Consider the following 18347-nt stretch of genomic DNA (forward strand, 5'->3'; position numbering starts at 1 on the left):
GATCCTCAGCGGAACGGCGGCTCATCGAAACTGCGCAGTTTACGCGAGTGCAGCGAGTTGAGCTCGGTGCGCAGCAGGTCGAGGGCGGCAATGCCGATCTTCAGATGCTGGCTGACCGCCCGGTTATAGAAGGCGTTGGCCGAACCCGGCAGCTTGATCTCGCTGTGCAGCGGTTTGTCGGACACGCACAGCAAGGTGCCGTACGGCACGCGCAAGCGGTAACCCTGGGCGGCAATGGTACCGCTTTCCATGTCCACCGCCACGGCACGCGACAGGTTGATCAGCGGCCGCTCCTGGGCCCAGCGCAGCTCCCAGTTGCGGTCGTCGTAGGTCAGCACGGTGCCGGTGCGCAGGCGCTTTTTCAGCTGTTCGCCACGCTCGCCGGTGACCTGCGCGGCGGCTTCCTGCAAGGCCAGCTGCACTTCGGCCAGGGCCGGAATCGGGATGTTAGGCGGCACCACCCGGTCGAGAATGCCGTCACGGCGCATGTAGGCGTGTGCCAGCACATAATCGCCGATGGTCTGCGACTGCCGCAGGCCGCCGCAGTGGCCGATCATCAGCCAGCAGTGCGGGCGCAGCACGGCCAGGTGGTCGGTGATGTTCTTGGCATTGGACGGGCCGACGCCGATGTTGACCAGCGTGACGCCGTCGCCATCAGCGGCGATCAGGTGATACGCCGGCATCTGGTAGCGGTGCCAGACCACGCTGGCCACCAGGGCCTGGGTTTCACCGTGGTCCATGCCCTTTTCGATCACCACGTTGCCCGGCAGCACCATGCGCACGAAGCGCGGGTCGTCACGCAACTGGTCGAGGCCGTGGCTGATGAACTGGTCGACATAGCGGTGATAGTTGGTCAGCAGGATCCACGGCTGCACATGGCGCCAGTCGCTACCGGTGTAGTGCACCAGGCGGCGCAGCGAGAAGTCGACACGCGCGGCATCGAACAGCGCCAGCGGCAGGGTTTCGGCACTGCCCCAGTCATACAGGCCGTCGGCGATGTTGTCGGTGGCAGCCGACAGGTCGGTGCTGGGGAACACCCGCGCCAGCTGCGCGGCGGTGATGCCGCTGCCGGCCAGTTCGTCGCCCTGGTCGACCACGTAGGGGTAAGGGATGTTCTGTTCGCTGACGCCGACCTCTACCGTGACGGTGTAGTCGTGCATCAGCGGGCGCAGTTGCTCCAGCAGGTAGCCACGGAAAGCAGCCGGCTGGGTGATGGTGACACTGTAGGTACCGGCCACCTGAACCTTGGCGTAAGCCCGCGTGGTGGCGGCGACTTCACCGTGGCTGTAATAGGTCAGGCGCAGCGCCGGGTAGCGGAACAGGTCGCGCTCTTCGACGCCCGGCTCGGTACGGTCCTTCAGGTAACGCTTGAGGGCCTGGCTAAGGGCCCCGGTGGCCTGGTCATGCAGGGCCGCCAGACGGTCGACGGCCTGTTCGGGGGTATCAACGACTACAAAAGCTTGGCTCACACTGTGCTTCCTGTCTGGACATGCATGTGAACCATCTTGCCTGCCTTCTTGGCTAAATACACCCCCATTGATCGGTGTTAATCAGCAGGCCAGCGCTGGTCCCTGAGCGGCCTTGTGTCGCGATAGGGCTGCAAAGCAGCCCCGGCAATTTGTGCATCTGCGCTGATCCCCTGGGGCTGCTTCGCAGCCCTATCGCGACACAAGGCCACTCCTACAGGTCCTGTGCTGGCGTCGCCCTGGCCACCAATGCCTCCACATCCACACCCCTCGGCAATGCCCCATACACGCGCCCGCCCCCCGTCAAGCGGCTGTCGATAAACGCATCGCTCACCACCGCATTGCCCGCCTCCAGCAACAGCTTGGCCTGCAGCGCCAGGGCAATATCCTCGGTCAGCTGCCGCGCGCGGTACTGCATGTCGCCAGTGTCGGCAAACGCCCCCTTGAGGTTGCCGATGTGCGCTGCCAGGCGCGGGTCCCCGTGCCCATCGCCCAGCTCAGCGAACAGCGCATCGAGCACGCCCGGCTCCTTGGACAAGGCCCGCAGCACGTCCAGGCATTGCACATTGCCCGAGCCTTCCCAGGTCGAGTTGACCGGCGCTTCGCGGTACAGCCGTGGCAGGATGCTGTCTTCCACATAACCCGCCCCGCCCAGGCACTCGGCGGCCTCGTTGATCATCGCCGGCGCGCGCTTGCAGATCCAGTACTTGCCCACCGCCGTGACCAGCCGGGCGAAATGCGCCTGCTGCGGGTCTTCCAGCTGCTCCAGCGCCTGCCCCATGCGCAGGCTCAGGGCCAGCGCGGCCTCGCTTTCCAACGCCAGGTCGGCCAGCACGTTCTGCATCAACGGCTGCTCGCTCAGCAGCCGCCCGCCGACCTTGCGGTGCGCGCAATGGTGGGTCGCCTGGGTCAGCGCCTGGCGCATCAGGGCGCTGGAGCCGACCATGCAGTCGAAGCGGGTCATGGCCACCATTTCGATGATGGTCGGCACGCCCCGCCCTTCTTCCCCGACCATCCACGCCAGGGCACCGCGGAATTCCACCTCGCTGGAAGCGTTGGAACTGTTGCCCAGCTTGTTCTTCAGGCGCTGGATATAGAACTGGTTGCGGCTGTCGTCCGGGCGGTGACGCGGCAGCAGGAAGCAGCTCAGGCCTTTTTCGGTCTGGGCCAGGGTCAGAAAGGCATCGCACATGGGCGCCGAGCAGAACCACTTGTGGCCGACCAGCTCGTAGGCCTGCCCCGGGCCAGCGGCGCCGACCGGATAAGCCCGGGTGGTGTTGGCCCGAACATCGGTGCCGCCCTGCTTCTCGGTCATGGCCATGCCCAGGGTGACCCCGGCCTTGTGGCGGTCGCCGACGTTACGCGGGTCGTACTCGCAGGCGAGGATTTTCGGCAACCAGTATTCGGCCAGTTCGGGTTGCAGCCGCAGCGCTGGCACAGCGGCGAAGGTCATGGTCAGCGGGCAGCCGGTACCGGCCTCAGCCTGGCTGTGCAGGTAGGTCATCGAAGCTCGCGCCACATGGGCACCTGGGCGGGGTTCGGCCCATGGCAGCGAAGGCAGGCCGTGCTCGACGGCGGTGCGCATCAGTTCGTGGTAGGCGGGGTGGAACTCGACCAGGTCGATGCGATGGCCGTAGCGGTCGTGGCTGCTGAACTCCGGCTTGTGCGCATTGGCCAGGAAGCCCGCCTGCATCAGCGGGCCACCGGCCAGGGCACCGTAGGCATCGATCCGCGATTCGGCCCAACCCGCACCGAAACGTCGCGACCATTCCTGTAGCGGCAGGTCGAGGCGGTAAAGGTTGGCACCATCGAGGGGCGGTGGCTGGTTGGTGACTTCGTGGGTTTCAGCGTACTGGTGCAGGTTCATCGGGGGCTCCTGGATCCGGGTAGCTTGAGAGCCCCAGTGAAGCACTCCCCGCGGGTCAGTCAAAGTGACATTAATGACTAAACATGTGGTGGGGGGCGCATGTCAGCCCTGACCCGATTCCCGCATTGTCATCAGAAAGCGCTGTAGTCCAAATCCCTATCCATTGTAGGACCCTTCCTAAACCCTCCCCTGCCTGAAAATACCCGCCTACAGGCTGCTAGGTTCCTGGCTTTCACTTTTAAAAAAGAGGCAAGCCATGAGCATGCGCATGAACATCTTCGGCCGAGGCCAGGGCCTGGACGGGGACGAAACCACCACTGGCGCCATCTGCATTGCCGGCCAGGCCAGGGGCCGTGTACACGGCAGCGACTGGCTGCTCAAAGGCGACAAGACCACCCCCTGCCCTCTCTGCGGTAGCGAAGGCACCATCGTGGAAGGCGAAAGCCGATGGACGCAGGACGGTAAAGCGACCGTCGTGGATGGCTCACTGGTCAGGTGCGGATGCCCCATCGGCAACAATCGAGTTGTCGCCCCTATGCACCAGCGCCCTCTACCACGCAGCACACCAGCCGCATCGGCCATGCCAGAGGCTGCATCTCGAATGGGCAACGCACCGGCTAGCAACTACTACCAACCCGTCGTTCGTCAGGAGCACTCCCAGTTGCCGGAGCTTGAGCCTGGTTTCTATATCATCCCTCGTAGCATGTCGTACGAGCAGGTCCTGGCTAACCTCAGAGATACACTGTCAATCCTTCCGGACGCGATGTTGAAGCGGCTAAACCCGACTTATCAACAGGGCTTCAAGGCAGGCGAAATATTCATCATTGGTGACCCTCGCAACGGTTACACCTGCACGCGTCAGGAAATGCACGCGATGAGTGCGGCGGAATTCGCACGCGAAGCATTAGCAGAACTAACCCCCGAAGAAGCCGATTTCATGATGCGGCACCAAGCCGAAATTGCCGGGCTGCTCAGCGATGTAAGCCTGGCGATGGGGGTAAGCCAAGCCATGATGGCCAAGTCACTGGATGAATTGGGCACCACGTTGCGCAATATTGAAAACCTGCACCAGCAGCAGTTTTCGAAGCATGGGCACCTACGCAGTCCGGAGTTCTTTGCCGAGCGTAAAGAGCTGTTCAGGCAACTGGACGCAAAATTGAGAGTTGGTCTACTTAACAAGCATATGAACCTCGGTAGTCATGACACTTTACGTCGAGGATTGGGGATATCAAGCCGGAGTCTTGTTCACCATTGGACCAAAGCTGGCGCCCCTGGGCAGATACCGGGATATTCAACGCACCTTAACAAGGTGGCAAGCATGTCCAAATACCTCCAATCCGGGGGATATGTAGGCGTAGTTTTGGGCGGAGGCTCATCATTACTGAAAATTCAAGAAGCCTGCAACTCGGGGAACAGCAATGCATGTAAAAAACTAAAATTTACCGAGGCAGGAAGTTTTGCAGGAGGTCTCGCAGGAGGTACGGCAGGAGCATACATCGGGAAAACAGTCGCAAGCTTTGCCTGCCTCAGCCTCGGGGCTTTAAGCGGAAGTGTATGCACGATTGTAATTGTAGGTACAGGATCCTTCGCAGGGAGCGAAATTGGTATGCACAGAGGGGAATATCTTGGAGAAAAGCTGTATGAGTTCGTCGAGCATGATTGACTTACAAGACGATATATGGCGTTTATTTTTGCTGGCCACACCTTTCACACTTATACTAACAGGGCTAACCATGCTAATAAATCTTGCTCGAAAACCAAACTATCGAAACATCGAAACATCCTTTAAAAAAAGCCAATGCCTAAAACGTGCAGTTCAGATATGGGGCAATAAAAGCCTGCGCTCTCGAACATCAGTCGTCGCCACTCTGACCGGAGTTGCATTATTCCCTAGCTTCTTTCTAAAAAGGAATCTTCTCGACACAAAAGAAGCATCCGCCTTTCCCGCCCATCTAAAAAACAGAATGCGCACTGCGTTATGGCTGCTATTAACTGGGTCACTCTTGCTAACACTAACCGATATTTATTATTAGCCCCAAAAAACCGACTCACAAATGAAACAGCCGATCAGTCGGATGGCTTAGCAAAACCATTATGAAAATACAACGCAGGCAGGATTTCATTGACTTGTCATCAAAAACCATAAAACTGTTAATGGCAGCAGTGCCATGCCTCATGATCATGACTGGCTTGGCACTTTATGCTCGTTTGGCTTGGTCTAAGAACCTCGAGATTATGATTTCTGCATTACCAAGTAGCTATTGGTTGAAGCTGAATATTGAAATATGGGGAAAGAAGAGCCTTCGCTCGAGGCTACACCTCATCGGAACCGTGTCAGCCGTATTATTCTTCCCCATAAAAAATCTGCATATTCGTAACCACAAACTAAACCAAAGAGATATTGATAACTTCCCGAAAGCCTTGAAAAGACAGCTACTGACTTGCAATTATCTACTATACTTTGGCGCAGCTTGGTTTGGATTAACGTACCATCTACACAACTAATGTCCCGCTTCCACAGGGATCGTGTACCCTTTCATCCCTGTGAAAGCGGGCTTGCTCCCGAAAGGGCCGGTGGGGCTAATACCGGGGTCAGCGCATCAAACCCAGCTCGGCATCATCCAGCAGCGCCTTGGCCATTGCTGCGAAGTAGTGTGAAGCCCACATCATTTGCTGGTCGCCATCCATCAAACCGGTAAGCGACAAGTCCCGCGCATACCCCATCAGCTCCGAGGCCTGCTCACGGGCGCTGCGACAGGGGATGCCCTCGGCAATGCGAAACAGTGGATGGGTTTGGCCTTCGCCTTGGTAGAAGTAGGTAACGCCAGGGGTGGTTTTGGTTTCGTCGTTCATGAGTTCGGCACCATGGAGATATGTGCCACCCGTCCGTTTCCACACATAGGGGTGACAGCTGCACACGGGGTGGAAAACCAGGCATGGTGCGAACCCGGTAGGCCCAAAGGCCTCCCGCGTACAGCTGTCGTAACGACACGCACCATAGGTCTTGCCAGGTTTCCACACCCGATCGCTGAACCGTCAGCGACTGGAAAAGCCTAGAGCGCGGGATTTGCAGGAACAATCAGACGCGTGTCGACAGGGGTTGTAGGGTATTTCGCAGTTGGCGCAGTTTCCAGTGCCAGTGCGTAGGAAGAGTCTGGAGTTGTTGTAGCCTGTGGGTTTCTTGGGGCCGCTTTGCGGCCCTTCGCAGGCACGCCCGCTCCCACAAGGGGATCGCGCATTTATCTGGGCTGAGCACCAAACCTGTAGGAGCGGGCGTGCCCGCGAAGGGCTGCAAAGCAGCCCCAACAAAGCCTGCGAAAATCTCTAAAGCAACCGTCGCGTCTGCAGAACATTCGATGCCATCTGCACCTGCGCAATAGCCATGTTCAAACTCAACTCGAACCGGCTCCCCAACCCCCGCGTCGACTCATGCGACAACCGTGCCCCCAACAATTCCCCCATCTGCCGGCAGATCGACAAACCAATCCCCAGCCCGCCATAACGCCGGGTCATCGAGCCATCGACCTGGAAGAAGCGCTGGTACAGGGTCGCCTGATCGAGGTCATCGAAGCCGATACCGCTGTCGCTGACCATGAAGGTCAGCGCCAGGTCGTCAGGCCCCACCCGGCGCCCGCGCACCTGGATCATCACCCCGCCCTGGTGGGTGAACTTCAAACCGTTGTCCACCAGGCACCCCAGGCAGCGGGCCAGCTTCTGAGCATCGCCCAGCAACCCGTCCGGCACATCGGCCGGGATGTCCAGGCTCAGGTACAAGCCTTTGCCCAAAGCCTGCCCGGCATAACCGGCACGCACGCCCTGCAGCAGGTCACGCAGGCTGAACGGCGCCGGCTGCGCGCGCAGGCGGCCGGCCTGCAGCTCGGACAGGGTAAGAATGGCATCGACCATATCCATCATGCCCTGGGCCGAGCCCACCGCCGTGCGGTGGTACTGTGCCATCTCGGCCTCCATCGGCAGGGTATGCATCAGCTCCAGCGAGCCGATCACACCATTCATCGGTGTGCGCAGCTCATGGGTCACGCTGGCCAGGAACTCATCTTTCAGCCGGTTGCTCCTGGCCAGTTGCAGGTTCAGTTGTTCCAGCGTGCGCCCGGTGTCTCGCAAGGTCTGCGCCTGCTGCTCGCGCAGGCTGTTGATGCGGTCGGCCAGCGCCAGCGACAGCAAGGCCACCTCCAGCGCCGACCCCAGCTGGCTGGCATACATGGTGATGAACACGTTCGGCAGGTAGCCCAGCACCATCAGGGTGTTGACCAGGCCACCAAGCAGGAATGCCGTCCAGGCGATGATGAACCAGCGTGCCACGCGCAAGCCACGCCACCAGGCGTACAGCCCGGCAGCGAAGATGCTCACGGTAAACAGCAACGCCAGCACCGTGGCCATGCGCAGGGCGACGCCGTAGGGCATGCTCACCGCCAGCACCATGACCAGCGCGCCACCCAGCATCAGCAGCTGCAGCAGCCGGTCGAAACCACGGCTGATGCTGCCCAGTTGCAGGAAATGCCGGGCGAACTGGCAGCCGAACAGGCCAGCGGCCCCGATGAACAACGGCGTCGAAGCATTCGCCCACCACGGGCTGTCCGGCCAGAAGTAGGCCACACCGGCGCCATTCACCGACACCTGGTAAAAGCCGAACGAGGCGATATAGAGGATGTAGTAGAGGTAGCTGACGTCGCGCACGCTGAGGTAGATGAACAGGTTGTACACCAGCATCACCAGCAGCACGCCGTAGATCATCCCCAGCACATACAGGCGCGTGGGCTGCTCCTCCATGTAGGCCTGGGCGGACCACAGCGCCAGCGGCGCCTGCACCGAACCCTGGCTGTGCAGGCGCAGGTAGGCAGTGGTCACCTGGCCAGGCGGCAGCTGCAGTTCGAACAGGTAGTTGTTCTGCAGGATCTGCCGGCTTTGGTAGGGCAAGGCGTCGCCGGTGCGCCGGGCCAGGCGGTAACTGCCACTGCTGTCGGGCAGGTACAGCTCGAGGTGGTCCAGCGGCGGATAGGCCAGTTCCAGTAGCCATTGCCGTGGGGCGGCGCCGGGCGCGGCGACAGGGCGCAGTTCGACCTTGAGCCAGAACACCGAGGTGGAGTAACCGGCGTTCAGCACGTCTTCATGGTGGGGGCGAAAATGCTTGGCGAACCCAGGGGCACTGACCTGGGCGATGCTGGCGCTGCCATCGAGGTCTTCATAAACCTGCATGGCCTTGCCCAGCGGAAGATGCCGCGTAGCGTCGTCGAAATCGACTGCCCCGGCCAGCACGGGCAGCAAGCCCAGAAGCACAATCAGCAAATAGCGCATACAGCCCCAGCATGGCCTGTCCGGTCGAGTCGCGGTTGCCTCCCATCCGTTTGAGACGACACGATCCGGCAGAACCCGTTTGTAGAGTTATCCGAGCACTCTAGCATAGCTTCGCAACCTGGCAATCGACCATATCCAATCACAAAGAAAAGGCTCTAAATCAATGCTTTCAGAAATTAAACCGGCAAAAAACTGACCTTATGATCAACAAAACTCGTTTGTAGGACGATCCGCCCAAACAGGATTGGTGGTAAGCTCGCCGACCATGAATACCTACAGCTCCCGCCCCGTTGTCCTCTGTCTCTCCGGCCACGACCCCAGTGGCGGCGCCGGCCTGCAGGCAGATATCGAAGCCCTGATCGCCCAAGGCTGTCACGCCGCACCCGCAGTGACCGCCCTGACCGTGCAGGATACCGTCAACGTTTCCGACTTCCGCGTGCTCGACCGCGAGTGGGTGCTGGCCCAGGCCAACGCCGTGCTGGCCGACTCCACGGTGGCCGCCGTCAAGCTCGGCATGCTCGGTTCGATCGAAATGGTCGACACCATCGCCGAGCTGCTGGCCGCCCACCCGCACCTGCCGCTGGTCTGCGACCCGGTGCTGCGTGCCGGTGGTGGTGGTCGCCTGGGCAAGGACGAAGTGGGCTACGCCCTGCGCGAACGCCTGCTGCCGCTGGCGACCATCGCCACACCGAACCTGCCCGAAGCCCGCATCCTTGCCGAACTGCCCGAAGGCACCGCCGACGAGTGTGCCGAGAAACTGTTGCCGTTCTGTAGACACCTGCTGATTACCGGCGGTCACGGCGACGAAGACGAAATTCACAACCGCCTGTACAGCCGCGACGGCCAGCACCACACCTGGACCTGCCAGCGCCTGCCGGGCAGCTACCACGGCTCGGGCTGCACCCTGGCCAGCGCCCTCGCCGGCCGTCTGGCCCTCGGCGAGCAGCTGGAAAGCGCCGTCCGCAGCGCCCTGGACTACACCTGGCGCACCCTGCGTGACGCCGAACAGCTGGGCAAGGGCCAGTTCGTGCCGCGCCGCCTGCCGCTGGATTTCTGCTCCTGACACGAGGCCTCCAATGAAGCTACGCGGTCTGTACGCCATCACCGACAGCCAGCTGCTCGCTGGCCGTTTCCTGTCCCATGTCGAGGCGGCACTGGAAGGCGGCGTGTGCCTGCTGCAGTACCGCGACAAAAGTGACGACGCGGCGCGCCGCCTGCGTGAAGCCGAAGGGCTGCTGAAGCTCTGCGAGCGCTACGGCACCCAGTTGCTCATCAACGACGACGCCGAACTGGCCGCGCGCCTGGGCGTCGGCGTGCACCTGGGCCAGACCGACGGCCCGCTGACCCCGGCCCGCGCATTGCTCGGCCGCCAGGCGATCATCGGCTCCACCTGCCACGCCAGCCTCGAACTGGCCGCCCAGGCTGCCAGCGAAGGCGCCAGCTACGTGGCCTTTGGCCGCTTCTTCAATTCCGTCACCAAGCCGGGTGCACCCGCTGCCAACATCGAACTGCTGGAGCAGGCCCGCGCCCAGGTGAAACTGCCGATCGCGGTGATCGGCGGCATTACCCTCGACAACGCCGCCCCGCTGGTCGCCCATGGCGCCGACCTGCTGGCGGTGATCCACGGCCTGTTCGGTGCCGACAGCGCGCAGGAAGTCACCCGCCGCGCCCGCGCCTTCAACGCCTTGTTCGCATCCTGATTCGAGAGATCCTCCCATGTCCCGTTCCGAAGCCCTGTTCGCCCAAGCCCAGAAGCACATCCCCGGTGGCGTCAACTCGCCGGTCCGCGCTTTCAAGAGCGTTGGCGGCACGCCGCTGTTCTTCAAGCATGCCGAAGGCGCCTACGTCGTTGACGAGGATGACAAGCGCTACGTCGACTACGTCGGCTCCTGGGGCCCGATGATCCTCGGCCACGGCCACCCGGAGGTACTGGACTCGGTACGCAGGCAGCTGGAGCACGGCCTGTCCTATGGTGCCCCGACCGCCATGGAAACCGAGATGGCCGACCTGGTCTGCTCGCTGGTGCCGTCCATGGAGATGGTGCGCATGGTCAGCTCGGGCACCGAAGCCACCATGAGCGCCATCCGCCTGGCCCGTGGCTACACCGGCCGTGACGCCATCATCAAGTTCGAAGGCTGCTACCACGGCCACTCCGACAGCCTGCTGGTAAAAGCCGGCTCCGGCCTGCTGACCCAGGGCGTGCCGAGCTCGGCGGGCGTGCCGGCGGACTTCGCCAAGCACACCCTGACCCTGCCGTTCAACGACATCGCCGCCGTCGAGAAAACCCTGGCCGAAGTCGGCCAGACCGTAGCCTGCATCATCGTCGAGCCGGTAGCCGGCAACATGAACTGCGTACCGCCGGCGCCAGGCTTCCTCGAAGGCCTGCGCGAGCAGTGCGACAAGCACGGCGTGGTGTTGATCTTCGACGAAGTGATGACCGGTTTCCGCGTTTCGCTCGGCGGCGCCCAGGGCCACTACGGCATCAAGCCGGACCTGTCGACCTTCGGCAAGATCGTCGGTGGCGGCATGCCGGTCGGCTGCTTCGGCGGCAAGCGTGAAATCATGGGCTGCATCGCCCCGCTCGGCCCGGTCTACCAGGCCGGTACCCTGTCGGGTAACCCGCTGGCCATGGCCGCCGGCCTGACCACCCTGAAGCTGATCAGCCGCCCGGGCTTCCACGCCGAGCTGACCGACTACACCAGCCGCATGCTCGACGGCCTGCAACAGCGCGCCGATGCTGCTGGCGTACCGTTCGTCACCACCCAGGCCGGTGCCATGTTCGGCCTGTACTTCAGCGGTGCCGACGACATCGTCACCTTCGAAGACGTGATGGCCAGCGATGCCGAGCGCTTCAAGCGCTTCTTCCACCTGATGCTCGATGGTGGCGTGTACCTGGCGCCGAGCGCATTCGAGGCAGGCTTCACCTCCATCGCCCATGGCGACAAGGAGCTGCAGATCACCCTGGATGCGGCTGAAAAGGCTTTTGCATCGCTGAAGTAATGCAGTGTCTGTACCGGCCCTTTCGCGGGTTCACCCGCGAAGAGGCCGGTACAGGCAACAAATACCCATGCACAATCAGCTGACTTCCCCAACCAAGCAGAAATTCGAGTAAAACTTTGTAAGGTTGGCGCTGCTTATCCCATAATGTGCCACCAGAGACATTGGCCGCAGCTTTGCAGAGGTAAGTCGATCCCCATGAACCGCACCGGCCGCGCCCTGACCCTGGGCTGCCTGTTGCTTCTTCAGCCCCTGCTGGCCCTGGCGGAGGGCGGTAACTCGTTGCTCATTCCGGCGACGGGCCGCTGCACCTTGAATGTCCAGCCTGAAGATCTGGCAAACGCCCTCAAGGCTTGTGAGCAGACGGCAACAGCGGGGGATGCCCAGGCGCAATTCGAACTGGGCGAGTACTACTACACGCAAACGCCGAAAAACCTGGGCAAAGCCCTGAACTGGTTCGAAAAGGCCTCGCTGCAAGGCCATGCAGAGGCCCAGTACCGCCTGGGCGCCATGTTCTTCCGTGGCGAAGGGGTCAAGGCCAACAATGTGCAGGCCTACATCCTGCTGAAGATGGCCGCGGTCAACGGCGCCGAGGATGCGCTGGACATGGCCGACGAAGTGACCGAGCAAATGCCTCGCGACGAACTGGAGCATGCCACCCAGGTGCTCGGCCAGATCTTCCGCAAGTACCTGCTGGAACTGCAGAACGCCGAAGGGCGCACGCCGTTCTCGCCACTCCCCTGAGGGTTACTTTTCCGGCATCGGCATGGGGAACGGCATCACGTTGCCGCCGCCCTTGGCTTCGCTGATCTTCGCCGTGCCCAGGCGCTCCACCTCGTCGATGCGCACGATCGAGTGCATCGGCACGAAGCTGCGGATCACCCCATCGAACTGGCTCTTGAGCTTCTCCTCGCTCGGGTCCACCACCAGCTGCGAACGCTCGCCGAACACGAACTCCTCGATTTCCAGGAACCCCCACAGGTCGCTCTGGTAGATCTGCTTGGCATACATCTCGAAGACCTGCCCCTGGTTGAGGAAGATCACTTTATAGATGGCAGGTTCGCGTTTGCTCATGTTCGTCGGGATAACACATGCGTAAGAAAAGGCGGGCATCATAGCAGACAGGTTTGCTGATCTGTGTTGCCTGTCCCGGCCTCATCGCCGGCAAGCCAGCTCCCACAGGTACTGCGCAAGCTTCAGGCCTGTGCAGTATCTGTGGGAGCCCGGCTTGCCGGCGATAGGGCCGGAACAGGCCATACATACCGTTGAACGTTTCAGTGCTTTCGCCACTGCCATTCAAGGGTTATTCTTGAGTTCACATCCATTGCCGTCGAGCGGCTAAAAACGACCTTGAACGCACCCATACAACCCCATCGTTTCATCCTCGAACCTTTCGAGGCCCACCGTTTCGCCAACTTGTGCGGCCAGTTCGACGAGCACCTGCGCCTGATCGAACAGCGCCTGGCCATCGAGATCCGCAACCGCGGCAATCAGTTCGAGCTGATCGGCGAACCCAAGACCACCTCCGCTGCCGAACAGCTGCTGCGCCGTCTCTACCGCGAGACCAAGGCCAGCGACCTGTCGCCGGAAACCGTGCACCTGTACCTGCAGGAATCGACCGTCGAGAACATCGACAACCCGGCCGTCACCGAGGTCAGCGTGTCGCTGCGCACGCGCAAGGGCAACATCCGCCCGCGCGGGGTCAACCAGCAACGCTACGTCAAGGAAATCCTGGCCAACGACATCAACTTCGGCATCGGCCCGGCTGGTACCGGCAAGACCTACCTGGCCGTGGCCTGCGCCGTGGACGCGCTCGAACGCGAACAGGTGCGCCGTATCCTGCTGGTGCGCCCGGCGGTCGAGGCGGGCGAAAAGCTCGGCTTCCTGCCCGGCGACCTGGCCCAGAAGATCGACCCGTACCTGCGCCCGCTGTACGACGCCCTGTACGAAATGCTCGGCTTCGAACACGTGGCCAAGCTGATCGAACGCCAGGTGATCGAGATCGCCCCGCTGGCCTACATGCGTGGCCGCACCCTGAACAACAGCTTCATCATCCTCGACGAGAGCCAGAACACCACGCTGGAACAGATGAAGATGTTCCTCACCCGTATCGGCTTCGGCTCCACTGCGGTCATCACCGGTGACATCACCCAGGTCGACCTGCCCCGTGGCACCAAGTCGGGCCTGGCGCACGTCATCGAGGTGCTGAGGGACGTCCCGGGGATCAGTTTCACCCACTTCCAACCCAAAGATGTGGTTCGTCACCCACTGGTGCAGCGCATTGTCGAGGCCTACGACCGCTTCGATGCCCGCCAGGCCAAGCCCGAGGCGCCCGGCAAAGATGCTTGAACTCGATATTCAACGGGCCACGGATGCTGCCGCCCCGGATGACACCGCCTTTCGCCGCTGGTGCGAACTGGCCCTGCGCCAGCGCAGCGCCGATTCGGAAATGACCATTCGCCTGGTCGACGAAGTCGAAGGCCGCGAGCTGAACCACACCTACCGGCACAAGGACTACGCGACCAATGTGCTGTCGTTCCCGGCCGACGTTCCCGACGACCTGCTCGATATCCCGCTGCTGGGCGACCTGGTGATCTGCGTGCCGGTGGTCGAGCGCGAAGCCGCCGAACAGGGCAAGTCGCTGGAAGCGCACTGGGCACACCTGGTCATCCACGGTTGCCTGCATCTGCTCGGCTACGACCACATCGAGGATGAGGAAGCCGAGGAAATGGAAGGCCTGGAACGGGAATTGCTGGCAGAACTGGGTCATCCCGACCCGTACGCCGACGATGAAACCGACACCATCACACACTGATACACGAAGGATCACGAGAACCGCCATGAGCGAAGATCGATCGAGCAACGGGCAGAAGTCCTGGCTGGGTAAACTGACCCAGGCTTTTGCCCATGAGCCGAAAAACCGCCAGCAACTCCTTGAACTGCTGCGCGAAGCCCATCAGAACAAACTGCTGGACAGCGAAGCGCTGACCATCGTCGAAGGCGCCATCCAGGTGGCCGACCTGCAGGTTCGCGACATCATGGTGCCGCGTTCGCAGATGATCAGCATCAAGGCCAGCCAGTCGCCGCGCGAGTTCCTGCCGGCAGTGATCGACGCCGCGCATTCGCGCTACCCGGTGATCGGCGAAAGCCACGACGATGTGCTCGGGATCCTGCTCGCCAAGGACCTGCTGCCGCTGATCCTCAAGGAGAACGGCGACAGCTTCAACATCAAGGACCTGCTGCGCCCGGCCACTTTCGTGCCCGAGTCCAAGCGCCTGAACGTGCTGCTGCGCGAGTTCCGCGCCAACCATAACCACATGGCCATCGTCATCGACGAGTACGGCGGCGTGGCCGGCCTGGTCACCATCGAGGACGTGCTGGAGCAGATCGTCGGCGACATCGAGGACGAGCACGATGTCGAGGAAGACAGCTACATCAAGCCGCTGCCCAGCGGTGACTTCCTGGTCAAGGCGCTTACCCCGATCGAGAACTTCAACGAGTTCTTCGACAGCGAATTCTCCGATGACGAGTTCGACACGGTCGGCGGCCTGGTGATGAGCGCCTTCGGTCACCTGCCCAAGCGCAACGAAACCACCGAGATCGGCCCTTACAAGTTCCGTATTCTCAATGCCGACAGCCGGCGGATACACTTGCTGCGCCTGACACCGATCACCCGTTAAGGACAAACATGCGTTGGATCACCCGCCCCGGCTGGCCCGGTAACCTGCTGGCCCTGGCGGCCGGTGCCTCCACCCTCCTGGCCCTGGCGCCGTTCGACATCTGGCCCCTCGCCGTGTTGTCCATCGCCCTGCTCTACCTTGGCCTGCGCGAGCTCAGCCCGCGCCAGGCCATGTGGCGTGGCTGGTGGTTCGGCTTCGGCCTGTACGGTGCCGGCACCTGGTGGATCTACGTCAGCATGAACACCTACGGCGGCGCCTCGCCGCTGCTGGCGATCCTGCTGCTGCTGGCGTTCTTCGCCGCCCTGGCCTGGTTCTTCGCCCTGCCCACCTGGCTTTGGGCACGCTGGTTGCGGCGTACCGAGGCGCCACTGGCCGACGCCTTGTGCTTCGCCGCCCTGTGGCTGCTGCAAGAGGCCTTCCGCGGCTGGTTCCTGACCGGTTTCCCCTGGCTCTACGCCGGCTACAGCCAGCTGGACGGCCCGCTGGCCGGCCTGGCACCGCTGGGCGGCGTGTGGCTGATTTCCTTCACCCTGGCCCTGACCGCTGCCCTGCTGTGCAACCTGCACCGCCTGCGCGCCCGCCCCTCGTTCCTGGCGGTGGGTTGCCTGCTGTTGCTGGCCCCGTGGGTGCTGGGCCTGGCGCTCAAGGGCCATGCCTGGACCAAGCCGGCGGGCGACCCGCTGAAAGTGGCGGCCATCCAGGGCAATGTCGAGCAGGACCTGAAATGGGACCCGGCACACATCGACGCGCAACTGGCGCTGTACCGTGACCTGAGCTTCAGCTCCAGGCCGGTGGACCTGCTGGTGTGGCCGGAAACCGCGGTCCCGGTGCTCAAGGACCAGGCCCAGGGCTACATCGATGTGATGGGCCGGTTCGCCGCCGAACGGCATTCGGCGCTGATCACCGGCGTGCCGGTGCGTGAAGTGGTGCACCACCAGCGCCGCTACTACAACGGCATCACCGTCACCGGTGAAGGCGATGGCACCTACCTCAAGCAGAAGCTGGTGCCGTTTGGCGAGTATGTGCCGCTGCAGGACATGCTGCGCGGCCTGATCGAGTTCTTCAACCTGCCCATGTCGGACTTCGCCCGCGGGCCGGAAGACCAGCCGCTGCTGCAGGCCAAGGGCTACCAGATTGCGCCTTACATCTGTTACGAGGTGGTCTACCCCGAATTCGCCGCTGGCCTGGCGGCCCGCAGCGACCTGCTGCTGACCATCAGCAACGACACCTGGTTCGGCACCTCGATCGGCCCGTTGCAGCACCTGCAGATGGCGCAGATGCGCGCGCTGGAAGCCGGCCGCTGGATGATCCGCGCCACCAACAACGGCGTGACCGCGCTGATCGACCCGTTTGGCCGCATTACCACGCAGGTACCGCAGTTCCAGCAGGCGGTGCTGTATGGCGAGGTGGTGCCGATGCAGAAACTGACGCCGTACCTGCAATGGCGGTCGTGGCCGCTGGCGATAGTCTGCGCATTGCTGCTGGGTTGGGCGTTGCTGGCCGGGCGCATTGCCAAGACCGTTTGAGTTTTCCTGTACCGGCCTCTTCGCGGGTAAACCCGCTCCCACAGGGACCGCACAAGCCCATGGCCTGCGGTATACCTGTGGGAGCGGGTTCACCCGCGAAGAGGCCGGCACAGGCAACACAAGGCTCAGTAGAACAGCCGATACCCCACCAGCCCGGCCACTTCATTGAGCAACTGCCCGCTCTGCCACATCGCCCGGCTCTCCGGCAGCAACCCGCCGAACGGCCGCGCATGATCGCGCCCGAGGAACCCGACCGGCGCCGGCACCACCTCGAACCCCGCCTGCTCGAAGCTCCAGCGCGAGCGCTGCATGTGCCACGCCTGGGTCACCACGACCACCCGGCGAATCCCCAACGGCTGCAGTACCTTGGCCGTCAGCCGGGCATTCTCCCAGGTCGTGCGGCTGCCCTCCTCTCGCCATTTCACCTCGACACCGAAATCTTCACGCAGGCGATCAGCCATCAACTGCGCCTCGCTCGGCGGCGAGCCATAGTGCAACCCGCCACTGGTCAGCACCGGCAAGCCCGAAGCCTTGGACAGCCGCGCGGCAAAGCGCATGCGCTCCAGCGCCGTGGCCGTGGGCTGGTCGCTACCACCCCAGGCCGGATCACCCCGCTCACGCCCCGCGCCCAGCACCACAATGGCATCCGCCCGGCTTGCCAGGCCGGCCCAATCGCTTACCGCCAGCGGCGCTTCCGTCTCCAGCGCACGGGCGGTTTCCTGCACCACCAGCGGCAGGCTCATCAGCCACAGGCCACCAAGGCCCACGGCAAAACACAGCGCTGCCAACCTGGGCCGGCGACGGCGCAGCCACCACGCCACAAGCAGCAGCAGGAACAGGACGCCTGGCGGCATCAGCCATTGTTTGACGAAGAATCGGATCGGCATTGGCCACACCTCCTTGGCAGGCGTGCAGCCTAGAAGGATCGACGCCGGTCAACAAGGGTGCGGCCGGCGCCGATCGTGAGCTGTGCAAATTTTGAAGAACCGGCGCGCGATAGCCTGCGCCTGGCGTCCTGAACGGCTAGCGATGTGGCAGCGTCCTGGATCTCGCCGTGCTGGCGGGGCGTTTCTTGTCCTTGAGCCAGATGATCTTGGCCGATGTCGGCTCCGCTTGTGGGTAACTGCCGACACAGGCATTGTGGCGCTCCGGGAGGGAATCCAGGTAGGCCTTGATCAGTTCGAACTCTGCGTGGCTCAGGCCACGCAACTCCAGCTCGGCTGGCATTTCGTCGCGCAATCGCACCGAGGTCCTGGCCACTTCCAGCGCCAGGCCAAGCCGGTCGATCAGGCGTTCGTATAGCTCCGGTCTGATTGCGGGTAGCTGCGTCTCTCCCATCCGTTCACCTCATTGAAGATAAGAATATCTCCCCCCACACCTGAGCTTAGCGTCGCTGCAAAAAGCAGCCGTGTGCCGCGACCAGCGGGCATTCGCAACGAAGGTTTCCCACGATGCGCGGCGCTGCTGTATGCTACGGCGTTCACTCTAAACGACACCG

Annotated in this window: 16 protein-coding genes; 9 read left to right on the plus strand and 7 right to left on the minus strand. The window is 62.5% G+C overall.

Features of this window, described 5'->3' with window-relative positions:
* Window positions 1-5: 5 nt before the first annotated feature.
* Both amn and C163_RS22895 read right to left on the minus strand, forming a co-directional pair.
* Window positions 6-1469 carry an AMP nucleosidase gene (amn, locus tag C163_RS22890; RefSeq protein WP_025340748.1) on the minus strand — a complete coding sequence of 488 codons (1464 nt, stop codon included), beginning with the start codon at window positions 1467-1469 and terminating at the stop codon, window positions 6-8.
* A 211-nt stretch (window positions 1470-1680) separates the two neighbouring features.
* A complete protein-coding gene (locus C163_RS22895) occupies window positions 1681-3333 on the minus strand; it encodes an acyl-CoA dehydrogenase family protein (protein ID WP_025340749.1) in 1653 nt (550 codons plus the stop codon).
* A 256-nt stretch (window positions 3334-3589) separates the two neighbouring features.
* Here C163_RS22895 and C163_RS22900 point away from each other — a divergent pair, with 256 nt between their 5' ends.
* Complete coding sequence (locus C163_RS22900) at window positions 3590-4996, plus strand: PAAR domain-containing protein (protein ID WP_371257952.1); 1407 nt, start codon at window positions 3590-3592, stop codon at window positions 4994-4996.
* A gap of 929 nt (window positions 4997-5925) precedes the next feature.
* Here C163_RS22900 and C163_RS22905 read toward each other — a convergent pair.
* Together C163_RS22905 and C163_RS22910 are read right to left on the minus strand one after the other, a co-directional pair.
* Window positions 5926-6186, minus strand: a complete 261-nt coding sequence (locus tag C163_RS22905) for a DUF3077 domain-containing protein (RefSeq protein WP_003257593.1) — start codon at window positions 6184-6186, stop codon at window positions 5926-5928.
* 471 nt (window positions 6187-6657) lie between these two features.
* Window positions 6658-8646: a hybrid sensor histidine kinase/response regulator gene (locus tag C163_RS22910; protein ID WP_025340751.1), complete on the minus strand. Its 1989-nt coding sequence runs from the start codon at window positions 8644-8646 to the stop codon at window positions 6658-6660.
* A gap of 265 nt (window positions 8647-8911) precedes the next feature.
* On the opposite strand from C163_RS22910, the gene C163_RS22915 reads away from it, so the two are divergent.
* From C163_RS22915 to C163_RS22930, 4 genes are all read left to right on the plus strand, one after another.
* On the plus strand, window positions 8912-9709 hold the full coding sequence (locus C163_RS22915; protein ID WP_025340752.1) for a hydroxymethylpyrimidine/phosphomethylpyrimidine kinase: 798 nt from the start codon (window positions 8912-8914) through the stop codon (window positions 9707-9709).
* Between the two features lie 13 nt (window positions 9710-9722).
* The gene (gene thiE, locus C163_RS22920) at window positions 9723-10346 is read left to right on the plus strand and encodes a thiamine phosphate synthase (protein ID WP_025340753.1); all 624 of its coding nucleotides are present in this window, start codon (window positions 9723-9725) and stop codon (window positions 10344-10346) included.
* A gap of 16 nt (window positions 10347-10362) precedes the next feature.
* The gene (hemL, locus tag C163_RS22925; protein ID WP_025340754.1) at window positions 10363-11646 is read left to right on the plus strand and encodes a glutamate-1-semialdehyde 2,1-aminomutase; all 1284 of its coding nucleotides are present in this window, start codon (window positions 10363-10365) and stop codon (window positions 11644-11646) included.
* A 195-nt stretch (window positions 11647-11841) separates the two neighbouring features.
* A complete protein-coding gene (locus tag C163_RS22930) occupies window positions 11842-12387 on the plus strand; it encodes a tetratricopeptide repeat protein (protein ID WP_003257587.1) in 546 nt (181 codons plus the stop codon).
* Between the two features lie 3 nt (window positions 12388-12390).
* Here C163_RS22930 and C163_RS22935 read toward each other — a convergent pair whose 3' ends face one another.
* On the minus strand, window positions 12391-12717 hold the full coding sequence (locus C163_RS22935) for a DUF1820 family protein (protein WP_013974341.1): 327 nt from the start codon (window positions 12715-12717) through the stop codon (window positions 12391-12393).
* A gap of 276 nt (window positions 12718-12993) precedes the next feature.
* Between C163_RS22935 and C163_RS22940 the strand changes: the two genes are divergently transcribed.
* Genes C163_RS22940 through lnt form a run of 4 tightly spaced genes read left to right on the plus strand, consistent with a single transcriptional unit; the run spans window position 12994 to window position 16849 of the window.
* Window positions 12994-13992 carry a PhoH family protein gene (locus tag C163_RS22940; protein ID WP_025340755.1) on the plus strand — a complete coding sequence of 333 codons (999 nt, stop codon included), beginning with the start codon at window positions 12994-12996 and terminating at the stop codon, window positions 13990-13992.
* Window positions 13985-14458 carry an rRNA maturation RNase YbeY gene (gene ybeY / locus C163_RS22945; RefSeq protein WP_025340756.1) on the plus strand — a complete coding sequence of 158 codons (474 nt, stop codon included), beginning with the start codon at window positions 13985-13987 and terminating at the stop codon, window positions 14456-14458. Before C163_RS22940 ends, ybeY begins: the two co-directional genes overlap by 8 nt.
* A 25-nt stretch (window positions 14459-14483) precedes the next feature.
* Window positions 14484-15323, plus strand: coding sequence for an HlyC/CorC family transporter (locus tag C163_RS22950; protein WP_003257584.1), 840 nt, complete (start codon window positions 14484-14486; stop codon window positions 15321-15323).
* 8 nt (window positions 15324-15331) lie between these two features.
* Entirely contained in the window at window positions 15332-16849 is a 1518-nt protein-coding gene (lnt, locus tag C163_RS22955) for an apolipoprotein N-acyltransferase (RefSeq protein ID WP_025340757.1), read from the plus strand.
* A 125-nt stretch (window positions 16850-16974) separates the two neighbouring features.
* Here the strand turns inward: lnt and C163_RS22960 are convergent, their stop codons facing one another.
* Together C163_RS22960 and C163_RS22965 are read right to left on the minus strand one after the other, a co-directional pair.
* Window positions 16975-17736 (minus strand): YdcF family protein, encoded by a 762-nt coding sequence (locus C163_RS22960; protein ID WP_025340758.1) that lies wholly within the window; start codon window positions 17734-17736, stop codon window positions 16975-16977.
* Window positions 17737-17872: 136 nt separating this feature from the next.
* Complete coding sequence (locus tag C163_RS22965; protein WP_003257582.1) at window positions 17873-18187, minus strand: hypothetical protein; 315 nt, start codon at window positions 18185-18187, stop codon at window positions 17873-17875.
* Window positions 18188-18347 lie beyond the last annotated feature (160 nt).

Source organism: Pseudomonas sp. FGI182, from assembly GCF_000511325.1.
Classification (GTDB): domain Bacteria; phylum Pseudomonadota; class Gammaproteobacteria; order Pseudomonadales; family Pseudomonadaceae; genus Aquipseudomonas; species Aquipseudomonas putida_Z.

What these genes read in the sequence shown, in the direction of transcription:
- C163_RS22895 (WP_025340749.1), bottom strand. Translation starts at nt 3,333, where the DNA reads ATGAACCTGCACCAGTACGCTGAAACCCACGAAGTCACCAACCAGCCA.
- C163_RS22900 (WP_371257952.1), top strand. Translation starts at nt 3,590, where the DNA reads ATGAGCATGCGCATGAACATCTTCGGCCGAGGCCAGGGCCTGGACGGG.
- C163_RS22905 (WP_003257593.1), bottom strand. Translation starts at nt 6,186, where the DNA reads ATGAACGACGAAACCAAAACCACCCCTGGCGTTACCTACTTCTACCAA.
- C163_RS22910 (WP_025340751.1), bottom strand. Translation starts at nt 8,646, where the DNA reads ATGCGCTATTTGCTGATTGTGCTTCTGGGCTTGCTGCCCGTGCTGGCC.
- C163_RS22915 (WP_025340752.1), top strand. Translation starts at nt 8,912, where the DNA reads ATGAATACCTACAGCTCCCGCCCCGTTGTCCTCTGTCTCTCCGGCCAC.
- thiE (WP_025340753.1), top strand. Translation starts at nt 9,723, where the DNA reads ATGAAGCTACGCGGTCTGTACGCCATCACCGACAGCCAGCTGCTCGCT.
- hemL (WP_025340754.1), top strand. Translation starts at nt 10,363, where the DNA reads ATGTCCCGTTCCGAAGCCCTGTTCGCCCAAGCCCAGAAGCACATCCCC.
- C163_RS22930 (WP_003257587.1), top strand. Translation starts at nt 11,842, where the DNA reads ATGAACCGCACCGGCCGCGCCCTGACCCTGGGCTGCCTGTTGCTTCTT.
- C163_RS22935 (WP_013974341.1), bottom strand. Translation starts at nt 12,717, where the DNA reads ATGAGCAAACGCGAACCTGCCATCTATAAAGTGATCTTCCTCAACCAG.
- ybeY (WP_025340756.1), top strand. Translation starts at nt 13,985, where the DNA reads ATGCTTGAACTCGATATTCAACGGGCCACGGATGCTGCCGCCCCGGAT.
- C163_RS22950 (WP_003257584.1), top strand. Translation starts at nt 14,484, where the DNA reads ATGAGCGAAGATCGATCGAGCAACGGGCAGAAGTCCTGGCTGGGTAAA.
- lnt (WP_025340757.1), top strand. Translation starts at nt 15,332, where the DNA reads ATGCGTTGGATCACCCGCCCCGGCTGGCCCGGTAACCTGCTGGCCCTG.
- C163_RS22960 (WP_025340758.1), bottom strand. Translation starts at nt 17,736, where the DNA reads ATGCCGATCCGATTCTTCGTCAAACAATGGCTGATGCCGCCAGGCGTC.
- C163_RS22965 (WP_003257582.1), bottom strand. Translation starts at nt 18,187, where the DNA reads ATGGGAGAGACGCAGCTACCCGCAATCAGACCGGAGCTATACGAACGC.